Consider the following 16,937-nt stretch of genomic DNA (forward strand, 5'->3'; position numbering starts at 1 on the left):
AGGGAGGGGCTTCAGGCCGCCTTGACGCTCGCGATCACGAAGCCGCTGTTCGGCATCGTGGGCATGCGCGACAGGGGGATGTCGAGGTCCTGGCCGGGCACGTCGTAGCGCATCGCGGTGGTCAGCATCCGCACCGCCCGCTTGATCAGCTCGATCGTGATCCATTCTCCCGCGCAGCGGTGGTCCAGCCCGAAGTCGCCGCCGCCCTGGGGGATGAAGTTGAACGGGCTGCCGTCCCAGCCGACGAACCGTTCGGGATCGAACCTGCCGGGGTCCTTCCAGGTGCGGGCGTCGTGGTTGGTGCCGTAGAGGTCGAGCAGCACCCAGTCGTTCCGGCCGAAGCGGTGGCCGCGCCACTCGAACGGCTCCATCACCCGGCCGCCGACCAGCGGGAAGAAGGGGTAGAAGCGCCGGACCTCCTGGACGAACATCTCCAGGTACCGGTCGTCGCCGGCCGCCTCGCCGCGCGTTTCGGGATACTGGTGGAGGGCCAGCGCCGCGAAGGTGACGAAGCGGTGGACGGCGACCGTCGGCCGCAGGATGTTGAGCAGTTCCACCGCCGCCGCGTCCGGCGGGAGCTGTCCGCCGTCCCGGCCCCGGAAGCGGGCGATGACCTCCAGCGCGGTCCCCGGGGTCACCGGCAGGTCGCCGCGCCGGACCCGCTCGATCAGGTCCCGCGCCCAGTTCTCCGTCCGGCGGCGCAGCATCAGGCCCCGCCAGTTGCGCGGGCCCACGGCACCGGCGCCGTCCACCATGGCGCCGAACTCGCGCGTCCGCTCCGGCAGCTCGGCGTCGTCCAGGGGGACGCCCGCCCAGTCGCAGGCCGCCCGGCACAGCACGCCCTGAACCTCGTCATGGAGCACGACCCTGTCCATGCGCTCCCAGGCGGGCAGCCGGGCGCGCCAAGCCCGTTCCAGCGCGTCGCCCATCCGCCTGACCGCGTCGGGCGACATCAGCGACATGAACATGCGCTTGCGGTCGTGGTGGGCCTCGCCGTCGAGCGCCTGGACGCTGCCCTTGTCCTGGAGCAGCATCAGCGTCGGCTTCGGGATGGCCTGCTTCCGCGTGAACCGGCCCGGGCTGTAGAACTCCCGCGCCGCCTCCGGGCCGCTCATGCACACGGCCGGACGCAGCATCAGGCGCGTCCCGAAGATGTCCGACCCGTGTCGGCGGCAGCGGTTGGGGATGAACCGATAGCCTTCCCTCAGCAGGGAAAGCGTACTGTCCGGGGTCTTGTCGCGGGGGATGTTCGCCATCGGATCTCCATGGGTTCGCGGTAGGGCTGCCCTGGACAACCGGCCGCCGAGGCGACCGTTTCACCTGCCGCCGGCTTTGGCGGCGGAAGGCGCGGCCGCGGCGGTCCCCAGGTAGATTCCCGGCAGGATCAGCGCGATCCCGGCGACATGGTGGAGCCGGGGCTGCTCGCCCAGCAGCAGCCAAGCCAGCCCGGCGATGTAGACCGGGACCAGGTACATCAGCAGCCCGGTCCGGCTCGGCCCGACCATCGCCACCAGCTTGCCGTAGAGCAGGTAGGCGCCGAGGCCCGGCACCAGCGCCAGGAACACCCAGATTCCGACCGTCCGCGCGTCGAACAGCGCCCGCTCGCCCAGCGCCGCCTCGATCCCCAGGAACGGCACCAGCACCAGCACTCCGCCCAGCGTGATCGCGGTGAACCTGGCCGTCAGGTCCAGGCGCGACGGCCGGTGCTTGAGGAGCACCGAGTAGAGCGCCCATCCCAGGGTCGCCAGGACGGTCCACAGGTCGCCCGCGGTGAAGGACAGGGTCGCCAGCGTCGTCGGGTCGCCGCGCGTGACGATCGCCAGAACCCCGCCGAGGCACAGGGCGATGCCGGCCGCCTGCCGGACCGATACCCGCTCGCCCCAGAAGATCCGGCCGAACACCACGATCAGGATCGGCGTGGTCGAGTAGATCAGGCCGATGTTGGTCGCCGTGGTGGTCGCCCCGGCCAGATAGACCGGCGGCCCGCAGACGCCCATGCCGAGCGCGCCCAGCAGCAGCAGCGTCGGCCATTCCGCCGCCACCGCCGACCGGCGGCGCCACAGCCCGCCCGCCGTGAAGGGAAGCAGCAGGAGCGCCGTCAGCAGCCACCGCCCGAAGGCGAGGGCCACCGGCGGGACGCTCCCCTCCACCCAGCGGGCCGCCAGCATGTTGCTGGACATCAGCAGCGGCGCGAACAGCAGCAGGACATAGGCCAGGCGCTGGGGCGTACGGTCCCCCATCAGCCCGCTCCGGTTCGGGACGACCGGGGCGGGCACGACATTATGACGCGGAGCATGGGCGGTTTCGATCTCCTTCAGGTTACCTCGCCTTAGCGAAGCTCGTCTAATTTGATATTTCAGAACAGATATATACACGCGTTGATATGCACGAGGTCGCGATGCCACACCGTAAGAAGCTTCCTAAAGTCTATGAAACCGTCGGACCCCGCGAGGTTTCGCCCCGGCAGGTCCAGGGAAACTTCGCGGTGGCGCTCGGTGGGCTGGCCGGCAACAACGCCCATGGCGCCGGCGTGATCGAGGCGCTTTACCGATGCGGCAAGAAACCCAGGCTGATCTCGTGCACCTCCGGCCAGATCCGTTTCACCTACGCCTACCTGCGCGGCCTGACCCCCGGGTCGGAGGTGAACCCCTATAGCATGCTGCAACGGCATTTCAATTCGGCCCAGCCGTTCAAGGACATGACCGACGTCAACCTGAACTACAAGCTGATGACCTGGCCGTTCCAGCACATCCGGCCCTCGGTGCCGGAGTTCTCGGCCGACATGCTGGGCAACCTGACCCGCTCCATGAAGCATTTCCTCGCCAACCCGCGCGACTTCTCGGTATGGCGCGAGATGTACCGGATGATGCCGGCGCGGACGCTGGTGTCCCAGGACACCCTGTTCGACCCGGACGTCTTCTCCGACATCGCCGCCCTGTTCAACTCCGACGGCGGACCCGACGGGCACGGCATCGGCGTGATGTTCAACGCCTATGATTTCGTCAAGGGCGAGGAATACGTCTTCATGAACGGGACCGCGGCCATCCTGACCGGCCACGCTCCCGGCGTCGGGAGCGCCAGCCGGCCCTGGATCAAGTACGAGGCGATCACCGAGGAAGCGGTGCGCAACGCGCTGCGCCTTTACGAATACGGCTTCCACGAGGAAGGCAACCTGCTCGACGGCGCCTATCTCAGGGGCCTGATCCTCAGCGAGATCCCCAACAAGGGCAACGGGATCGACACCATCGTGGTCGGCCGTCCGCTGGCGGACCGCTGGCTGGGCGACGCGCCGTCGAGCCTGATCGAACTGCGCGACATGCAGACGGAGGTGAATTTCCTGGGCAGCTATCTCGGCGAGAAGGGCCAGATCGAGCTGATCAACCAGCTGCTCCGGACCGGCCGCCCGGTGGCTCCCCCCGCCAACGCGACGCCGATCACGATCCTGGAGGTTGAGATGGACCGCCAGCGCGGCTGGTGGGAATATGTCCTGGAGGACGAGGCGGTCTTCAACAGCGCCTTCCACCGCACCCGGTCCGAGATCTGCCCGCGCCTGGAACTGCCCAAGGCGGCATGACCGTCCGGCGGGCGGATCCTTCCTGCCGGCGCCCGCGTTCCATTCGGATCGAGGCGCCCGGCAGGAGGGATCGACGCCATGGACACCGACGACCGCGAGGAACGGGTGCGGCAGCGCGCCCACGAGATCTGGATCCGCGAGGGCCGCCCGGAGGGCCGGCGGGACCTGCACTGGCAGCAGGCGAAGGAGGAGATCGAGGTGGAGGAGGGCGGCTCCCTCTCCGCCGCCGGCGAGGAGGATCCGGAGCCGATCGCGGTCCCTAGTTTTCCGGGCCGAGACGCCTGAACTCGTCCCGGATGATCCGGTAGCAGTCGCAGGCGACCTCCTCCAGCCCGGCCGGGTCAAGGATCGTGATGTTCCCGCGCGTGTAGCGGATGAAGCCGGCCTTCTGCAGGAGGTTCGCGGTGACCGTCACCCCGGCCCGCCGCACGCCGAGCATGATGGCGAGATATTCCTGCGTCAGCGGAAAGTCGTCGCCGACCCGGTCGCGGGTCATCAGCAGCCAGCGGGCACAGCGCTCGTCGATGGTGTGGAGGCGGTTGCAGGCCGCGGTCTGGGCCACCTGGTTGAAGTGCCCCTGGGCGAAGCGCAGGAGCTTGGCGCGGAGCGTGTCGCTCCGGCGGAGCGCCGTCCTCAGCGCCTGCGCCGGCATCCGCCAGCCGTCGCCCGGGATCTGCATGTCGCACTGCATGGGCATCCGGTCGGACTCCAGAAGGACGGGCGTGCCGACCATTCCCTCGTTCCCGATCGTGCCCACCTCGACCGCGCCGCCGTCGGGCAGGGTATTGATCAGGGAGGCGCAGCCCCGCTCGATGAAGAAGACGTGGGTGATCGCTTGGTCGGCGTGGACGACCGTCATCTTGTGCGGGAGCTTGACGGGCTCCAGATGGGGCCGCACCAGCGCCTCCTCTTCCGGCGAGAGGAGTTTCAGGATGTAGTTGCGGCTTTCCATTCTGCTGCCTCCGGGTCGGACTAAGGAAAACCTTCACTCCTTCAACGGACGGCGCGGCGATTCGGGCCGGCCGTTCGGTCAGGACACGTCGTCCATCAGCTCGGCGGGGTAACCGGCTTCGCGCAGCTTGGCGATTATGGCGTCGACATGGGCGGGGTCGCGGGTTTCCAGGACCACGTCGATATCGGCCATCTTGACCGGGACGTTGTGGAACAGGCGCTGGTGGTAGACCTCCACGATGTTGCCCCCGGCGTCGCCCAGGAACTGTGCGACCTTGGCGAGCGCGCCCGGCGCGTCGCTGAGGCCGATGCGCAGCCGGACCACCCGGCGCTGGCGCACCAGCCCGCGCATCAGGATCGAGGCGAGCACGCGGGCGTCGATGTTGCCGCCGCAGATCACGGTGCCGACGGTCCGGCCCTTGAACCGGGCCGGGTCGTCGAGCAGGGCCGCCACGCCGGCGGCGCCGGCCCCCTCGACCACCAGCTTCTGCTCGGTGATCAGGGTGTAGATCGCCCGTTCCAGGCATTCCTCGCCGACCAGGACGATGTCGTCGACCAGGTCGCGGACGATCTCCCGGGTGAGTTGGCCGGGCGCCTTGACGGCGATGCCCTCCGCGATGGTGGCGCCGGAGCAGGCGACGGGTTCGCCCGCCAGGGTCTGCTTCATGGAGGGGTACATTTCGGCCTCGACGCCGATCACCTCGATGCCGGGCTTCAGCGCCTTGGCGGCCGTGGCGATGCCGGCGATCAGGCCGCCGCCGCCGATCGGGACCACCAGCACGTCCAGGTCGGGGACGGCGTCCAGCATCTCCAGCCCAACGGTGCCCTGGCCGGCGATGATCAGCGGGTCGTCGTAGGGATGGACGAAGGTCAGGCCGTCGCGCGCGGCGATGTCGTGGGCGAAGGCCTCGGCGTCGCTCAGGGTCTCGCCGTGAAGCAGGACGCGGGCGCCGTATGCCTCGGTCCGCTCCACCTTGGTGAAAGGCGTCTGCGCCGGCATCACGATGGTGGCGGGGATGCCCAGCCGGGTCGCGTGATAGGCGACGCCCTGGGCGTGGTTGCCGGCCGACATGGCGATGACGCCCTGGCGAGCCGCCGCCTCGTCCAGGCTGCGCAGCTTGGCCAGGGCGCCGCGCTCCTTGAAGGAGCCGGTGTGGTGCAGGCTTTCCAGCTTCAGGAACAGGCGGGTGCCGGTCTGCTCCGACAGGCGCCGGGCCGCGACGGTCGGCGTTACCGGAAGCTCGCCGGCCAGGATCGCCGCCGCGCGCCGGATGTCGTCGAGGGCGATGGTCATGGACGGCTGCTCCGGTTCGGGTGGATCAGGGCGGACACTTAGGGCGGAGGGACCAGGGTCAGGCGGCCGAGGCCGTCGGTCGCGACCGCGTCCAGCGAACCGCCGATGGTGAAATGCTCCCCGTCGCGCCAGCGTTCCACCAGGTCGCCGTAATGGGGCGACAGCGGGTTGCCGGACTGGCCCGTGGCGATCATGAAGCGGGAGTTCTGCGGATCGGACATGTCGTAGACCGCCCGGTAGCCGGCGCCGTGGATATGGGCGAACGGGGTTTCGGCGTTGCGGATCGCGCTGCCGCCGCGGTTGACCGTCTGGTTGCCGCCGTCGGTCTCGATCCCGATGCCTAACAGGTCCTTGAGAACCGGCACCCGCGAGAGCACCTGGTGGCCGAGCGGCGCCCGGTGCTCCAGGCCCCAGCGCCACGCGGCCGGGTCGTCCCCATGGCGTTCCGCGAGCTCCGCGAGGGTCCGGTCGAGCGAGGCGGCCAGGATGTCGGGGCAGCTCTCCGTCCGGTCCGGGGTGCCGACGTCGTCGCACCAGCGCCGCGCGGTGCGGAGCATGTGGATGACCAGGCGGGGCGAGGACGACCAGACGTCGCCGAACAGCTCGCCCAACTCGTCGGCGTAGAGCGCCCGGTGCAGGTCGCGCAGCCACCATTCGAAGATCAGCGGCTCGGGCCGGTCGCGGGTCAGGGTGCCGTCCCAGGCGCGCAGCAGGTCGAGCGCGGTCCGGGCCTGCGGCGAGGAAGGTTCGATCCGCAGCATCTCCGGCAGCAGATCCTGCGCCGCGACGGAGACGTTGTCCATCAGCAGGGCTTCCGCCGCGTCCACGTCGTGGCGCTGGCCGGACCCGAGGACCTGCTCGATCCGGGCGGCGCGGTACCAGTCGTCCCAGCGGTTGGTCAGGAAATGCGGGTAGTCCGGGCCGACGATGCGGTTGTTGGCATTGACGATCCGCCCGGCCGCCGGGTTGAACGCGTGCGGCATCCGCTCGAACGGGACGGCGCCGGTCCAGCCGTACTCGTCGGTCCAGCCGGGCACCGGCACGCTGCCGTCGCCCTTGCGGCGGATCGGGACCAGCCCCGGGGTGTAGAAGCCTATGTTGCCCTGCACGTCGGCGTAGACGATGTTCTGGAGCGGCGCCTGAAAGTGCCGGAGCGCCGCCTTGAACCCTTCCCAGTCGGGTGCCCGGGCAAGGCGGTAGAGCGCTTCCGGCGTCGTGTCGCGGTCGCTGAGGCCGGTGAAGGCCAGGGCGATGACGTGGCCCTCGGGAGCGGCGCCGAGGGCGTCCGGCTCGATGTCGGACAGCACGGGGCCGTGCCGGGTGGTTCGAACGGTGAAGGTCTCGTCCGGCGCGTCCTTGACCCGGATGGTCTCGCTGCGCTGGACGAAGGGTTCGGGGCCGTCGGGCGTCAGGTACCGGGAAGGATCGGCGGGATCGAGCCGCTCGACGAATAGGTCCTGCACGTCGCCGCCGGTGGTGGTGAAGCCCCAGGAGATGCGGTCGTTGCGGCCGAGCACGTGGAACGGCACGCCGGGAACGGTGGCGCCGGTGACCGAGAAGCCCGGCGCCTCGATCCGGGCCAGGTACCACAGGATCGGGGCGCCGAGTTGGAGGTGCGGGTCGTTGGCCAGCACCGGCAGGCCGGTTCCGGTCCGCCCGCCCGCGACCACCCACTCGTTCGACGCGGTCGCGGGGCCGAGCGGCGGCGGCAGGGCGGCGGCCAGACGGTCGAAGTCCAGGTCGGGCAGGCCGGCGGTCAGGGTGACCGGGGCGGAAGCGGGATAGTCGGGGAACAGGTCGCGGACGCGGTCGGGCGGCAGGCGCCCCATCATCCGGGCGCGCAGCAGTTCCTCGGTGTAGTTGCCGCTGAGCTGGAGCGCCATCAGCTTGCCCCAGACGATGCTGTCGGCCGGGCGCCAGGGTTCCGGCTCGTAGCGGAGGACCTGGAACTCGATCGGGAGGGGGCCGCTCCGGCCGTCGAGCCAGGCGTTGACGCCGGCGGCGTAGGCTTCCAGCGCCAGCCGCACCTCCGGCGCCAGGGCTCGGACGCTGGCCTCGGCGTCGCGGTAGAATCCCAGGGTCCGCATCAGCTTGTCGTAGCGCAGGCCGCCGGCCCCGATCAGCTCGGACAGCCGGCCGGCGCCGATCCGGCGGTTCAGGTCCATCTGCCACAGCCGGTCCTGGGCGTGCACGTATCCCAGGGCGAAATAGGCGTCCTCCTGGGTCTGCGCGAAGATGTGGGGGACCGCGTTGGCGTCGCGCGCGATCTCCACCTTCGACACGAGGCCGGGCAGGGAGATCGTGCCTCCCAGGTCGGGCAGGCCGGAGCGCAGCCACAGCCAGGCCGCCGGAACGCCGAGCAGCGGGACGGCGACGACGATCGCCAGGATTGCCAGGATCGCCCGCCGTAACCGCCGCATCGCCGTCTTCCCCGCCTCAGCCCATGTTCAGGATGATCGTCTTCTTGTGGGTGAAATGTTCCAGCATGGCCTCCAGGGAAGCCTCCTTGCCGAGTCCGGACTGCTTGACGCCGCCATAGCTGAGGCCGGGCTGGACAACGAGATTCTGGTTGACCTGGACGAAGCCGGCCTCCAGCCGCTGGGTGGCGTCCAGCGCGGTGCGCAGGTCGCGGGTCCAGATGGTGGCGGCCAGCCCGTACTCGCTGTCGTTGGCCTGTTCGATCGCGCTGTCGTAGTCGGTGAAGCGGATGATGCAGGTGACCGGGCCGAAGATCTCCTCCCGCGCCAGCCGGCTGTCGTTGCCGAGGCCGGTGAAGATGACGGGGCGGACGAACAGGCCCTTGGCGAGCCTCGGGTCGTCCGGCATGGCCGAGCAGGCGTGCGCGGTGGCGCCGGGGGTCGCGGTGCCGAGCTGGATGTAGGAGTTCACCTTCTCGAACTGCTGGGGCGAGACGATGGTGCCGATGTCGGTGGCCTCGTCCAGCGGGTCGCCCATCCTCATGGCGTCGACGCGGGCCTTCAGGCGGCTGACGAACTCGTCATGGACGCTGTCATGGACGAAGATGCGGCTGGCCGCCGTGCAGCTCTGCCCCTGGCGGGTGAAGCGCATGCCGGCCACGGCGCCGTCGATCGCCTTGTCCAGGTCGGCGTCGCCCATCACGATCATGGGGCTCTTGCCGCCCAGCTCCAGCGTGACCGGGATCAGCTTCTCGGCCGCCGCCCGGTAGATGATCTTCCCGGTCTCGACCGAGCCGGTGAAGGTGACCTTGCCGACCTTGGGGTGGGCGACCAGCGGCCCGCCGCATTCCGGTCCCTGGCCGGACAGGATGTTGAACACGCCCTTGGGCAGGATCGTGTTCATGATCTGGCAGGTGCGCAGCACGGCCAGCGGCGCCTCCTCCGCCGACTTGACCACCACCGTGTTGCCCGCGACCAGCGCCGGCGCGATCTTCAGCGCCATCAGCATCATCGGGACGTTCCACGGGATGATGGCGCCGATCACGCCGATCGGGTCGCGCTGGGTGACGGTCAGCATCTTCGGGTTGAAGGGAACGGATTCGCCCTTCAGCTCGGAGCCCAGGCCGCCGTAGAAGACGAAGGCGTCGGCCAGCACGCCGGACTCGACCCGGCTCTCGGTGCGCAGCGCCTTGCCGGTCTCCAGCGCCACCAGGCGGGCCAGTTCCTCGGCATGGTCGGTCAGGCGGCGGCCGCATTCGGTGACCAGACGGCCGCGCTCGCGGGCGGTCAGCTTCGACCAGGACTTCTGCGCGGCATGGGCCGATTGGACCGCGACATCCACGTCGATCGCCTCGCCCTCCGCCGCGTCCGCGATGGTGGCGCCGGTCGCGGGATTGACCACGGCGAAGGTCCTGCCGGAGCGCGCGGGCACCAGTTCCCCGTCGATCAGCAGCTTGCCCGACAGCTCCCGTGCCAGCGCGTGGGGGTCCAGGTTGGGGGTGAGGGTTTGCGGTGCCACGATCGATCCTCCTGATTTTCTTGGCCTTCGCCGCGCCGTCGCCAGGGATCGGCGAGCGGCCGGCGGCATGGCGTCCTTGTAGCACCCGGCCGGGCTCGCGGAAACGGCTGCATTGCAGCATCACGGTCCCGGCTGTCAAGCGGGGCTATGCCGAAGAGAAGTTCAGGCTTGTGTGTAAAATGAAGTACAAATGCAGGGAGGGTGCCTTATTAACTGAGTCTTTACCCTGGAAAAATCATAAAGCGATCAATATCGCTCCCGTGGCGGGCGAGGCAGGTGACGGTCGGCTCTTTCCGTCATCGACAGAGCATTTTTCCAGTACATCCTGAACGATGGAACGCGCGCCCATGTCTTTGCCCTTCACCGCTCCCCTTGCCGCTCACGAGCATGCCGTCTATGCGGATGCGGCCGCGATGGTCGCGGCGCTTCGGCCGGAACAGCCGGTCTACTGCATCCGCCCGCACGTCCTGAGGGAAGCGGCCCGGCACTTCGTCGAGACGTTCCCCGGCAAGGTCCTCTATGCGGTGAAGTGCAACGCGGAGCCGGCGTTCCTCGATGCCCTGCACGAGGGCGGCATCCGCCACTTCGACACCGCGTCGCTGCCCGAGATCTCGGTCGTCGCCGAGCGGTTCGCCGACACCACCTCCTATTTCATGCATCCGGTCAAGCAGCGGGGCGGCATCCGCGCGGCCTACGGGCAGCACGGCGTCCGCCACTTCGTGGTCGATCATGCCGACGAACTGGCGAAGGTCATGGTGGAGACGGGCGGGGCCGCCGACGCGGTGATCGTCGTCCGGCTGGCGACGGCGCGAGGCGCCGCGATCTATGACCTGGGGGGCAAGTTCGGGGCGTCCCCGGCGCAGGCCGCGGCGTTGCTGAGGCAGGCCCACGGGGCGGGGCGCAGGGTCGGCCTGTCGTTCCATGTCGGCTCGCAGTGCCTGACGCCGGGGTCCTACACGGCGGCCCTGCGGCTCGCGGCGCACACGCTCGACCTTGCCGGCGTGCCGCTGAGCGTGATCGACGTGGGCGGCGGCTTTCCCGTCGCCTATGTCGGCCTGCACCCGCCGCCGCTGGAGGACTATGTCGCCGCGATCCGGGCCGGGCTGGCCGGGATGGACCTGCCGGCGGAGTGCGAGCTGTGGTGCGAGCCCGGCCGGGCGCTGGTCGCCGCCGGCGCGTCGCTGGTGGTCCGGGTCGAGCTTCGCCGCGACAATTTCCTGTACATCAACGACGGCGTCTACGGCAGCCTGTCCGACCTGAAATATGCCGGGCTGCGCTTCCCCATGCGCGTGCTGCGGCCGGCCGGGGACCGGGTCGAGGTGCTGGAGGAGGACCTGGGGGAGTTCAGTCTGTTCGGGCCGACCTGCGATGCGGTCGACGTGATGGAAGGCCCTTACCGGCTGGCGGCCGACGTGCGGGAGGGCGACTATATCGAGATCGGGCAGGCCGGGGCCTATACGCTGGAGCTGCGCACCGACTTCAACGGCTTCTGCCCCGACCGCTTCGTGGAGGTCGGCGACGACGCCTTCCTGCCGACGGCCGGGATGGAGCCGGTTCCGTTCCTGAGCGCCGCCGCCGAGTAGGGCGCCGGCAGGGCCGGCATCATGCCGCATGGGCGGGCAGGCGGAAATCGGGTTCCATCCGGCGCCCCGCCTCCTGCCATGGTATGCGCCGCCCGATGTCCGCCGTCCACGACTCGCTGTTCCGCGCCCTGATCGACGATCCGGTGCGGGCCGGCGTCCTGATCCGCGATTTTCTGCCGCCGGACATCGCCGCGCGGCTGGCCGACAAGCCGCCGACGCTGCTGGACGGCAGCTTCGTCGATCCGGAACTGAACCCGAGCCAGAGCGACCGGCTGTTCAGCGTCGCGCTGCGCGCCGGCGGGTTCGCGCTGCTTTACATCCTGATCGAGCACAAGAGCTTTCCCGACCCGATGACGCCGATCCAGGTGCTGCGGTACCGGGCGGAGATCTGGCGCCGCTTCGCCGAGGCGGCCGGCCGGGGCAAGCTGCGGCTGCCGCCGATCATCCCGATGGTCTTCTACCATGGCAGGGGACCGTGGAACGTGCCGACGTCGGTGACCGCCTGCCTGGACGCCGACGAGGACCTGAAGCAGGTGCCGGGCGACATGGGATACATCCTGTGCGACCTCGGGCCGATCCCCGACGCCGAGCTGTCGTCCGACGACGAGGTCCGTGCCGGGCTGCTGGCGCTCAAGCATGTCTTCCGCTCCGGCGATCCGGAAGCCCTGCTGGGGGAGATCCTGTCCGCGCTGCGCAGCGGAACGACCTTTGAGGAGCAGTTGATCCGCTATATGATCCTGACCTATCCGGCCATCACGGCAGACCTGTTGTCCAGGGTCGCGCGTCGGGTCGATCCGCATCGGGAGGGGAAATTGATATCGCTCGCTGCACAGGAATGGCTCCGCCAAGGTGAGGAGAAGGGGATCGCCATCGGTGTCGCCAAGGGGAAGGCCGATACGATCCTGATGTTTCTTGAGTCGCGGTTCGGACCGGTTCCGCCCGGGGTTGAGGATCGCGTCCGCGGATCGGCGCCGGAGGAAATGGACCGCCTGTTCCGCCGGGCCATGACGGCGTCCTCGCTCGACGAACTGTTCTCCGGCGAACCTCGGCACTGACGCGCACGCGCGCGCGTGTCCCGTCGCGCCGCCGTTGGAACGGCGGCGCCGGTGTGCTACGTTTTTATGTATGCACGCTTATCGAGAAAAGAGCCTTCGCGGGCTGAACGTCGCCGGCTTCCACCGGGTCGGCTATACCGAGTGGGGACCGGAGCGTTCCGACCGGACGGTCGTCTGCGTCCACGGGCTGACCCGCAACTCCCACGACTTCGATTGGGTGGCGCCGGTGCTGGCGGCGCAGGGCTTTCGGGTGGTCTGCCCCGACGTCGCGGGACGCGGGCGGAGCGGGTGGCTGCCGGTCGCGGCGTCCTACGGCTTTCCCCAGTATCTCGCCGACATGACGGCGCTGGTCGCCCGCCTCGACGTGGAGAGGGTGGACTGGGTCGGGACCTCGATGGGAGGCATCATCGGGATGATGCTGGCGGCCCAGCCCGACACGCCGGTCGCGCGGCTGGTGATCAACGATGTGGGAGCCTTCATCCCGGCAACGGCGCTGCAGGCGATCAATGCCTATGTCTCGGAGCAGCCGGCGTTCGACGATGTCGCCGATGTCGAGAGGGAACTGCGGGCGCGGCTGACCGGCTATGCGCCGGTGACCGACGCGCAATGGCGCCGGCTCGCCGAGGTCGAGGCTCGGCGCGACGACGACGGCAGGCTGAGGCTCGGCTACGATCCCGCCATCGGCGCCGCGATGGCGGCGGCCGGGCCGGCCAAGGACGTCGATCTCTGGCCGCTCTACGACCGCATCTCCTGTCCGACGCTGCTCCTGCGCGGCGCCGACAGCGCATTGCTGACGGCCGGCACGGCCCGCGAGATGACGGAGCGCGGACCGCGCGCCAAGCTGGTGGAATTCGCCGGGGTCGGGCATGCTCCGCCGCTCATGTCGGACGATCAGATCGCGGCCGTCCGCGATTTCCTCGTCCAAGGGACGGAGCACCGATGACAGCATTTCCGATACCGAGACCGGCGCAGTCGGCCTGCGAAGGCTTCGACGACGACCAGACCCGCCTGTTCGACAGCCTGGTTGAAATCCTGGCCGAAGAGCCGACATGGAAGCAGCGCCGCGCGGTGTTCTTCCAGATCATCGAGCGGCTGCGCAAGGCCTTCGACCGGAACCGGCAGGACCCGGACAGCCGCGGCGACATTCCGTTCATCGCCGTGCTGCCGCTCCACATCGGCGCGATCCTGGAAAAGATGGGCGAGGAGGAGATGATGTCGGTCGATCAGGCCGCATTCTACCTCCTGTCGATCCATCCCGAGCACCAGCAGGCGGCCGACCAATGGATTCAGGGCGACAAGGCCAACCTGAAGGCCATGACGAAGTTCATCGACACCAATCCCTTCTACGCCGCACTGCACCGCTCCTATGAACAGTATTCCGCCGAACCCGACGACCGCTGAGACCGCTGGCGAAGCCGGCGGCGCCACCGTGCCCGTGGACCTGACGTCCGCCGTGGCCGCGGCACCGTTCGACTTCCCGTCCTTCACGCCGCGTGCCCCCTGGTGGGGCGCCGATCTCCAGACCGTGCGCAGCGTGCTGATGCGGCAGCGCTACCGGCCGGAGGACCACCCGCAGAAGCAGATGCGATTCCGCATGCCGGACGGCACCGGCGACGTGCTCCATGCGACCCTGAACCAGCCGGCCGAACCGGCCGGTGACCTGCCGCTGGCCGTCCTGGTCCACGGGCTGACCGGCTGCACCGAGAGCCATTACATGCGGGCGAGCGCGGCGGTGCTGCTGCGCCGGGGCATGAGGGTGCTGCGCGTCAACCTGCGCGGCGCCGGGCCGTCGCGCCCGTTCTGCCAGGAGCAGTACCATGCCGGCCGGACGGAGGACCTGCGGAGCGTCCTGGCCCAGATTCCCGAGCCGCTGACCCGGTCGGGCATCGTGCTGGTCGGCTACTCGCTGGGCGCCAACCTGACGCTGAAGCTTCTGGGCGAGGGGACGCCCGCCGGGGTGGTCGCCGCCGCGGCGGTGTCGGCGCCGATCGACCTGTCCGAGACCAGCCGGCGCATGATGAGCCGCCGCAACTTCTTCTATCATCGCCGGGTCGTCGCCCGCATGAAGGAGGAAGTGCTGGGCATGCCGATCCCGGAGCAGTACAAGGCGGCCGTCCGCGAGGTGCGGAACTGCTACGAGTTCGACGACCGCTTCACCGGGCCGCGGAACGGCTGGCGCAGCGCCGACGAGTACCACCAGGTGAATTCGGCCGTCCGGTTCATGGGCGGCATCCGGGTCCCGACGCTGGTGATCCACGCGCTGGACGATCCCTGGATCCCGGCCGACGCCTATCTCAGCTTCGACTGGAACTCCAATCCCGGGCTGACCCCGCTGCTGCCGCGAAGCGGCGGCCATGTCGGGTTCCACGGGGCCGGTGCCGACCCCTGGCATGACCAGTGCCTGGTGAAATTCCTGGAGGCAGTCGTCGGCCCGCTCGGCGAGGCGAACGTCCCGCTCAGCGCCGCCGCCCGGGCTGGCTGACGTCGGTCTGGCTGAAGTCGGGCAGGCTGGGCGCCCTGGCGACCAGTCCCTCGACCATCCCGAGCGCAAGCTCCACCGCTTCCAGCAGGCCGGCGGCCTGGAGCGCCGCGTGCTCCGGCTGCGCGGTCACCCGGTCGCGGACTTCCGACAGGGTCCGCAGTTCCGGCAGGAACAGTTCGCGGGCGCCCAGCGGCAGGGCGTTCGACTTTCCAATCAGGGCATAGAAGCGGGTGCTGGTCCGGACCAGCATCACGAGGACGGCGGCGTCGAGCCGCCGGAACTGCTCCCGCAGCTCCTCCGCCTGGTCATCCTCCATGCGGCCCAGCCGCTCCTCGATCAGGGCGATCAGCGCCTGGACCTCGTCCACCTTGGCCCGGAAACGGAAATAGGCGGTGTACGAGTCGCGGCTGGCTTCGCCGTGGGCCCGGTCGGCGAGCGTGGCGGCTTCCTTCGCCTGCTTCTCCAGTGCCGACAGCATCGAGGCGATCTCGCGCCGATCCGGAGCCTTCCTGATGAAGTGTCGCCTCAACTGAACGGATCCCGAATTGCCGATGCCGGACTGCATTCACCAGTCGGTATAGGAGCTTTCAGCAAGGGGTGAAATCGCTGCCGCCTTCGGCATACCGTGGCAAATCAGCGCTCGCGTCCAGGGCCGGAACGGCGGCGCTGCACCAGCTATGGTGCCCTGGCTCGACCGCGTTCGGATCGTCGAGGGTCGCCAGGGTCACGTCGATGTTTTCGGGACCTTCCGTATAGTGGAAGGTGAGCTGGGTCCCGCAGGCGGAGCAGAACCGCCGGACCCCCTTGGGCGAGGATCGATACTCGGCAGGCTCGCCGTCGGTGAACCGGAAATCCGATGTCCGCCAGGTTCCCCAGGCGACCACGGGCGCGCCGCTGGCGCGGCGGCAGAGGCTGCAGTGGCAGAACCCCGCTCCCTCCGCCGTGAGTTCGCCGTCGATCCGGTAGCGCACGGCGCCGCACAGGCACCCTCCCGTCAATACCATCGCTTCCTCCACCAAGGCGGCTCGACATCGCCGAAAATTATCACCCTTCGGGCGTTGAACCCTTTTTGCCTCCTGGGTCGTTCCTCTTCAACGTTCTTGACCGGTCATTCAATCATGTGGGGGGAAATCGGATGCAGTGGCGTGGGCGCCGGCAGAGTGACAACATCGAGGACCGGCGCGGCATGGGTCCGGTATCCGGGTCGGGCCTGCCGGGCGGCATGCTCGGCGGCCGGGGAATGCGGCGGGGCGGCTTCGGCCTCGTGGGGACGGTGGTGATCCTGCTGCTCGGGCTCGTGTTCGGTTTCGACCCCAGCTTCCTGCTGAACGGCGGGTCCGGTGGCCCCGGTGGTGGCTATGTGGAGGCGCCGCAGCCGCGCATGGGCACCGCCCCGGGACCGAGGTCGGGCGGGGACGAGGATCTCGCCGACTTCGTCAGCGTCGTGCTGGCTGAGACGGAAGACGTCTGGGGCGACATCTTCGCCCAGTCGGGCCGGCGCTACGAGGAGCCGGTGCTGGTGCTGTTCAGCGGAACGGTCCAGTCGGCCTGCGGCTTCGCCCAGTCGGCCATGGGGCCGTTCTACTGCCCGGCCGACCGCAAGCTCTACATCGACCTGAGCTTCTACCGGGATCTGCGCACCCGGATGGGAGCGCCGGGCGATTTCGCCCAGGCCTATGTGGTCGCCCACGAGGTCGGGCACCATGTCCAGAACCTGCTGGGCGTCTCCGGTGATGTGCAGGCGGCCCAACGGCAGTCGTCGCGCAGCGACTCCAACGCGCTGTCGGTCCGCCTGGAGCTCCAGGCGGACTGCTTCGCCGGCATCTGGGCCTTCCACATGGCCCAGCAGGGACAGGTGCTGGAGCCGGGCGACATCGACGAGGCGCTGAACGCCGCCAGCGCGGTCGGCGACGACCGATTGCAGGAGCGGGCGACCGGCAGGATCACGCCCGACTCGTTCACCCACGGCAGCTCGGCCCAGCGGGTCGAGTGGTTCCGCCGCGGGCTTGAGTCGGGCGCGCCGACCTCGTGCGACACCTTCCAGGAGGGGTGACATACGGTT

Annotated in this window: 16 protein-coding genes; 8 read left to right on the top strand and 8 right to left on the bottom strand. The window is 69.4% G+C overall.

Annotated features, from left to right (window positions below):
- Positions 1–11: 11 nt before the first annotated feature.
- Positions 12–1,256, bottom strand: coding sequence for a cytochrome P450 (locus JL101_RS08345; protein WP_203099164.1), 1,245 nt, complete (start codon positions 1,254–1,256; stop codon positions 12–14).
- A gap of 60 nt (positions 1,257–1,316) precedes the next feature.
- Positions 1,317–2,240, bottom strand: coding sequence for a DMT family transporter (locus JL101_RS08350; protein WP_203099162.1), 924 nt, complete (start codon positions 2,238–2,240; stop codon positions 1,317–1,319).
- 158 nt (positions 2,241–2,398) lie between these two features.
- Here JL101_RS08350 and JL101_RS08355 point away from each other — a divergent pair, with 158 nt between their 5' ends.
- Together JL101_RS08355 and JL101_RS08360 are read left to right on the top strand one after the other, a co-directional pair.
- Positions 2,399–3,574, top strand: a complete 1,176-nt coding sequence (locus JL101_RS08355; protein ID WP_203099160.1) for a hypothetical protein — start codon at positions 2,399–2,401, stop codon at positions 3,572–3,574.
- A 78-nt stretch (positions 3,575–3,652) separates the two neighbouring features.
- Positions 3,653–3,859, top strand: a complete 207-nt coding sequence (locus JL101_RS08360) for a DUF2934 domain-containing protein (protein ID WP_203099158.1) — start codon at positions 3,653–3,655, stop codon at positions 3,857–3,859.
- Here JL101_RS08360 and JL101_RS08365 read toward each other — a convergent pair.
- The 4 genes from JL101_RS08365 to JL101_RS08380 form a co-directional block, all read right to left on the bottom strand.
- Positions 3,834–4,526 (bottom strand): Crp/Fnr family transcriptional regulator, encoded by a 693-nt coding sequence (locus tag JL101_RS08365; protein WP_203099157.1) that lies wholly within the window; start codon positions 4,524–4,526, stop codon positions 3,834–3,836. The genes JL101_RS08360 and JL101_RS08365 overlap by 26 nt on opposite strands.
- Positions 4,527–4,604: 78 nt before the next feature.
- Positions 4,605–5,819: a threonine ammonia-lyase gene (locus JL101_RS08370; protein ID WP_203099155.1), complete on the bottom strand. Its 1,215-nt coding sequence runs from the start codon at positions 5,817–5,819 to the stop codon at positions 4,605–4,607.
- 38 nt (positions 5,820–5,857) lie between these two features.
- Positions 5,858–8,239: a penicillin acylase family protein gene (locus JL101_RS08375; protein WP_203099154.1), complete on the bottom strand. Its 2,382-nt coding sequence runs from the start codon at positions 8,237–8,239 to the stop codon at positions 5,858–5,860.
- 16 nt (positions 8,240–8,255) lie between these two features.
- Positions 8,256–9,755: an aldehyde dehydrogenase family protein gene (locus tag JL101_RS08380; protein WP_228435355.1), complete on the bottom strand. Its 1,500-nt coding sequence runs from the start codon at positions 9,753–9,755 to the stop codon at positions 8,256–8,258.
- Positions 9,756–10,102: 347 nt separating this feature from the next.
- Between JL101_RS08380 and JL101_RS08385 the strand changes: the two genes are divergently transcribed.
- The 5 genes from JL101_RS08385 (at position 10,103) to JL101_RS08405 (ending at position 14,875) form a co-directional block, all read left to right on the top strand.
- Positions 10,103–11,338 carry a type III PLP-dependent enzyme domain-containing protein gene (locus JL101_RS08385; RefSeq protein WP_203099152.1) on the top strand — a complete coding sequence of 412 codons (1,236 nt, stop codon included), beginning with the start codon at positions 10,103–10,105 and terminating at the stop codon, positions 11,336–11,338.
- 95 nt (positions 11,339–11,433) lie between these two features.
- A complete protein-coding gene (locus JL101_RS08390; protein WP_203099151.1) occupies positions 11,434–12,393 on the top strand; it encodes an Rpn family recombination-promoting nuclease/putative transposase in 960 nt (319 codons plus the stop codon).
- A gap of 70 nt (positions 12,394–12,463) precedes the next feature.
- Positions 12,464–13,336, top strand: coding sequence for an alpha/beta fold hydrolase (locus JL101_RS08395; RefSeq protein WP_203099150.1), 873 nt, complete (start codon positions 12,464–12,466; stop codon positions 13,334–13,336).
- Positions 13,333–13,794, top strand: a complete 462-nt coding sequence (locus JL101_RS08400) for a hypothetical protein (RefSeq protein WP_203099149.1) — start codon at positions 13,333–13,335, stop codon at positions 13,792–13,794. The genes JL101_RS08395 and JL101_RS08400 overlap by 4 nt, the downstream gene beginning before the upstream one ends.
- Positions 13,760–14,875 (top strand): YheT family hydrolase, encoded by a 1,116-nt coding sequence (locus JL101_RS08405; RefSeq protein WP_228435356.1) that lies wholly within the window; start codon positions 13,760–13,762, stop codon positions 14,873–14,875. Before JL101_RS08400 ends, JL101_RS08405 begins: the two co-directional genes overlap by 35 nt.
- On the opposite strand, the gene JL101_RS08410 is transcribed toward JL101_RS08405, so the two are convergent.
- Both JL101_RS08410 and JL101_RS08415 read right to left on the bottom strand, forming a co-directional pair.
- Entirely contained in the window at positions 14,850–15,404 is a 555-nt protein-coding gene (locus JL101_RS08410; protein WP_203099148.1) for a hypothetical protein, read from the bottom strand. The genes JL101_RS08405 and JL101_RS08410 overlap by 26 nt on opposite strands.
- A 58-nt stretch (positions 15,405–15,462) precedes the next feature.
- Positions 15,463–15,879 carry a GFA family protein gene (locus JL101_RS08415; RefSeq protein ID WP_203099147.1) on the bottom strand — a complete coding sequence of 139 codons (417 nt, stop codon included), beginning with the start codon at positions 15,877–15,879 and terminating at the stop codon, positions 15,463–15,465.
- A gap of 131 nt (positions 15,880–16,010) precedes the next feature.
- On the opposite strand from JL101_RS08415, the gene ypfJ reads away from it, so the two are divergent.
- Positions 16,011–16,928: a KPN_02809 family neutral zinc metallopeptidase gene (gene ypfJ, locus JL101_RS08420; RefSeq protein WP_203099146.1), complete on the top strand. Its 918-nt coding sequence runs from the start codon at positions 16,011–16,013 to the stop codon at positions 16,926–16,928.
- Positions 16,929–16,937: the final 9 nt, after the last annotated feature.

Origin of the sequence: Skermanella rosea (genome assembly GCF_016806835.2) — a bacterium.
In the GTDB taxonomy this organism is placed as follows: Bacteria; Pseudomonadota; Alphaproteobacteria; order Azospirillales; family Azospirillaceae; genus Skermanella; species Skermanella rosea.

Excerpts from the sequence above, each read along its gene's own strand:
- JL101_RS08365 (WP_203099157.1), bottom strand. The coding sequence starts at position 4,526 with ATGGAAAGCCGCAACTACATCCTGAAACTCCTCTCGCCGGAAGAGGAG.
- JL101_RS08375 (WP_203099154.1), bottom strand. The coding sequence starts at position 8,239 with ATGCGGCGGTTACGGCGGGCGATCCTGGCAATCCTGGCGATCGTCGTC.
- JL101_RS08360 (WP_203099158.1), top strand. The coding sequence starts at position 3,653 with ATGGACACCGACGACCGCGAGGAACGGGTGCGGCAGCGCGCCCACGAG.
- JL101_RS08355 (WP_203099160.1), top strand. The coding sequence starts at position 2,399 with ATGCCACACCGTAAGAAGCTTCCTAAAGTCTATGAAACCGTCGGACCC.
- JL101_RS08415 (WP_203099147.1), bottom strand. The coding sequence starts at position 15,879 with ATGGTATTGACGGGAGGGTGCCTGTGCGGCGCCGTGCGCTACCGGATC.
- JL101_RS08400 (WP_203099149.1), top strand. The coding sequence starts at position 13,333 with ATGACAGCATTTCCGATACCGAGACCGGCGCAGTCGGCCTGCGAAGGC.
- JL101_RS08345 (WP_203099164.1), bottom strand. The coding sequence starts at position 1,256 with ATGGCGAACATCCCCCGCGACAAGACCCCGGACAGTACGCTTTCCCTG.
- JL101_RS08350 (WP_203099162.1), bottom strand. The coding sequence starts at position 2,240 with ATGGGGGACCGTACGCCCCAGCGCCTGGCCTATGTCCTGCTGCTGTTC.
- ypfJ (WP_203099146.1), top strand. The coding sequence starts at position 16,011 with ATGCAGTGGCGTGGGCGCCGGCAGAGTGACAACATCGAGGACCGGCGC.
- JL101_RS08405 (WP_228435356.1), top strand. The coding sequence starts at position 13,760 with ATGAACAGTATTCCGCCGAACCCGACGACCGCTGAGACCGCTGGCGAA.
- JL101_RS08385 (WP_203099152.1), top strand. The coding sequence starts at position 10,103 with ATGTCTTTGCCCTTCACCGCTCCCCTTGCCGCTCACGAGCATGCCGTC.
- JL101_RS08390 (WP_203099151.1), top strand. The coding sequence starts at position 11,434 with ATGTCCGCCGTCCACGACTCGCTGTTCCGCGCCCTGATCGACGATCCG.
- JL101_RS08370 (WP_203099155.1), bottom strand. The coding sequence starts at position 5,819 with ATGACCATCGCCCTCGACGACATCCGGCGCGCGGCGGCGATCCTGGCC.
- JL101_RS08395 (WP_203099150.1), top strand. The coding sequence starts at position 12,464 with ATGCACGCTTATCGAGAAAAGAGCCTTCGCGGGCTGAACGTCGCCGGC.